This is a genomic window from Salinibacterium sp. (genome assembly GCF_031364185.1).
Classification (GTDB): domain Bacteria; phylum Actinomycetota; class Actinomycetes; order Actinomycetales; family Microbacteriaceae; genus Rhodoglobus.
Map to the genome: position 1 here is coordinate 1 of NZ_JANLVV010000162.1, position 2,565 is coordinate 2,565.

Below are 2,565 nucleotides of genomic sequence, written 5' to 3' on the forward strand. Positions count from 1 at the left end.
TTCCGCCGGCGGAGTCGACTCGTTCAGCTGGAACGAGTACATCTTGCCCTGATTCCACTCGCCGAAGAGGGCCTTCCCGTCCCAGTATTCCGGCCACTTCACGTCCGATTTCAGGTCGGCGTCATAGCGGTATACGGGGCCTCCCATCGGAGCACCGCCACCGCCGATTTCGGGAAATTCCGCGCTCGCGCTGCCCGTGTACCAAATGTCGGCCTTGATGACGGGAGGAAGCGTGTTGAGCCCCGTGTTGTTCGGCGAGGTGTTGATCGGGTTTTCTGGGCTGAAGGCGGCGCCCGATTGGAGAGTCGCGAAGTTGTAGTCCCGATAGCAATTGCCACCGGCACAATATGGCCAGCCGTAATTTCCCGGAGCCTTGAGCAGATTCCATTCGACCGAGCCGCGCGGGCCGCGGGCGGGATTGTCACCACCAGCGTCCGGGCCATAGTCGGCGACCAGGATCAGGTTGGTCTTACGGTCAATCCCGATGCGGAACGGATTACGAAAGCCCATCGCGTAAATCTCGGGCCGAGTCTTGCCCGCTGCGTCATCCGCCTCCGCGAAGAGATTCCCGCCGGGGATCGAATAGCCGCCGGCGATGGTCGGGGTGATGCGCAGCACCTTGCCTCGCAGGTCGTTGGTGTTCGCGGAGGAGCGCTGGGCATCGAAGTCCTGGCGGCCACTGCGTTCGTCGATCGGCGTATAGCCATCCGACTCGAACGGGTTGGTATTGTCTCCGGTGGCGAGAATCAAATTACCGTCGTTGTCGAAAAGCATGTCGCCGCCGGCGTGGCAGCAGGTATTGCGCTGCGTGGTGACTTTCAACAGGGTCTTCTCGCTCGACACGCTCGCGGTTTTCGACCCGAAGTCATAGGTGTAACGCGAAATGCGGTTGTGCGGGCCGTCCAGGGTGACGTCACTTGGGGCCCAGTACAGATACACCCAGCCGTTGGTGGCAAAGGCCGGGTCGAGCGCAACGCCAAGCAACCCATCTTCGTTAGCCTGGGTCACAGGCAGCGAGAGCGCCGTCGAGGTGGCCCGGGTTACAGGGTCGATCTGCTGCAACCGACCGTTTCGCTCAATGTAGAACACTGTTCCATCGGCAGCGATGTCGAGCGCCATCGGGTTTTGGGTGTTGTCGTCGAGCGTGACGACCTCGTAGTTGGAGCTCTGGGTTGCCGAGCATCCGGATGGTACGACGCCTGCCGCGATCTTCAGACCGCCAAGCACATGCTTCTGAAACGCGGCCTCAGAGTAGCTCGCGTCGGTGTGGCCCAGGCCGGTGTACCACGAGCGTCCGCCCTCAAATTCCTGGCACCACGAGATCGGGTGCTCCGGCCCCATGTTGCCGCCGGTGTACGACTTCTCATCGAGCGACAGCAGCACATGCACCTTGTCCCGGTCGAGATTGCGGAAGTTGTACCACTCGTCAGTGCGGTCCCAGGTGTCACCCTCAAGGTGTTTCGTGGACTCGTTCGTGTCATCCTCGATCTTGATGGACGCAGCTTGCGGGGCGGGATGTCCATTGAAGTAGCCGCCGACGAGTTGGCCATAAAAGGCCCAGTCATATTCGGTATCGGTTGCGGAGTGGATGCCGGCAAACCCTCCCCCGCCCCGGATGTAAGCCTCGAAGGTCGCCTGCTGTCCCGCATCTAGCACGTCGCCCGTGGTCGAGTTGAAGACGACCGCATCGAAGCCGGCGAGCACCTCCGCATTCGCCGGATCGAAGACGGTCGCGTCTTCGCTGAACACGGCCTCGAAGTTGTTCTCGGCCGCAAGCTGTGCGATGAGCGCGTTGCCGAGCGGGATCGACCCGTGGCGGAAGCCCGCAGTCTTCGAGAAGACGAGCACACGGAAGTCGGCGGGCTGTGCGGCGGCAACGGGTTGGGCCGCGGTAGCGGTCGCCACGCCGAGGCTCAGCGGCACAACGAAGCCCGCGATCATGGCCACCGATGCAAGAAGCGAGAGCACCGGTGGGGTGACGCGTCGGGCGAGGCTGATGACATTATTCACGGGGGGACTCCTAGCGTCGACGATTCAGCTGGCCCTGCTCTTCGTGACCGCAAACGGGGGCAGTCCACGATGACTGTGCCTGGTGCGAGGCTAAGGCTAGTAAATGTTGTTTGTCAAGCTAAATACGTGACCGGCCGCGTGAGAAAAGTTCCTTATCAGAGAACCGCGCCATATTGCAGGCACTGGTGGGCAAGAGGAGCAGGCCGACAGATCGGCATAATTTTTCCTGAGCTACAACAATTGCCGATAACGGCTCGCTTTAATCCCTCGGCGAGACGCCACCGGCGGTGAGCGCACTCACTCCGGCCGGGTCGGCTAGCAATGGCGCGAGGGCCAACTCGGCCGCCCCAATCATGAGCAGACTGGACCCCAGCACGGCCCTGGTGATGGTCGCGACCTCCCGCGGGCCATGAAGAGCCCGAGAGGCGACCTGCAGGGTCAGCCGTTCGGGGTTGAGCTGAAAGAGGGACGCAAGAAAACCACCCAGGATGATCCGCTCGGGGTTGAAAATATTGACTACATTGCACAACGCGATCGCCAGAAAATCCAGCTGTG

The 2,565-nt window shown here is 61.7% G+C and carries 2 protein-coding genes; both read right to left on the reverse strand.

Annotation, left to right across the window (positions count from 1 at the left end; all coding sequences use genetic code 11):
* Positions 1–2,010: ThuA domain-containing protein (locus RMN95_RS07335; RefSeq protein ID WP_309616283.1), on the reverse strand; the 2,010-nt coding region annotated here is incomplete at its 3' end.
* Positions 2,011–2,269: 259 nt separating this feature from the next.
* A partial coding sequence (locus RMN95_RS07340) for an ROK family protein (protein WP_309616284.1) occupies positions 2,270–2,565 on the reverse strand: 296 nt, incomplete at its 5' end.